Source organism: Streptomyces sp. P17, from assembly GCF_032436805.1.
Taxonomy (GTDB): Bacteria; Actinomycetota; Actinomycetes; order Streptomycetales; family Streptomycetaceae; genus Streptomyces.
Map to the genome: position 1 here is coordinate 1 of NZ_JAVRBF010000276.1, position 549 is coordinate 549.

1 protein-coding gene is annotated in these 549 nt (G+C 54.6%); it reads right to left on the reverse strand.

Going from position 1 to position 549, the window contains the following annotated elements; genetic code table 11:
• Window positions 1–451: hypothetical protein (locus tag RMT89_RS40835; protein ID WP_315888813.1), on the reverse strand; the 451-nt coding region annotated here is incomplete at its 3' end.
• Window positions 452–549 lie beyond the last annotated feature (98 nt).

The window sequence follows — 549 nt, forward strand, 5'->3', positions numbered from 1 at the left end:
GCTCAATCGGCGGTGTTAGGCGCTTGGCGAGCGTATTGATAAGTTTTTTCCTGTCGTCGTCCTCTAACATGGGGAGTCCTGCCATTTGAATGGCGGCTTCCCGTGCTAAGGCGTTTCGATCAAGTGCAATAGAGACCTTTCTTTCTTCTATGCTATCCGGGCGGGTAAGCTCAATACGTCGTTCCGACTCGCGGTGTTTGCCACACGCTAACCTTATCGCCTGCTGCTGGTCGTCGTTCGAGATTTGCAGTCGAGTCGCCACCTTCACGATCAGCGAGGCCATATCCAGCGCATCAGGCCTTGCCTCGCTCTCTAGTGCATCAGGCACTTCGGGGAAATGACGGCGAAGAGGGTAGACACTAATGCCATGCTCATTCAGATGGCTCACCCATTCGTCCCAGCTTTCTGCTGTATGAGGAGAAGGGCGCTTCGGTGTGTTGTCACTTTGCACTTCGTCTAGGTCGTCACCGCCAATGAGGTCTAGGCCTCCTTGCCTGCTTAGAGGTGGAGTGTCAGGTCCCGTGCCTGTAGGCTCTGTGTGACGTGTAT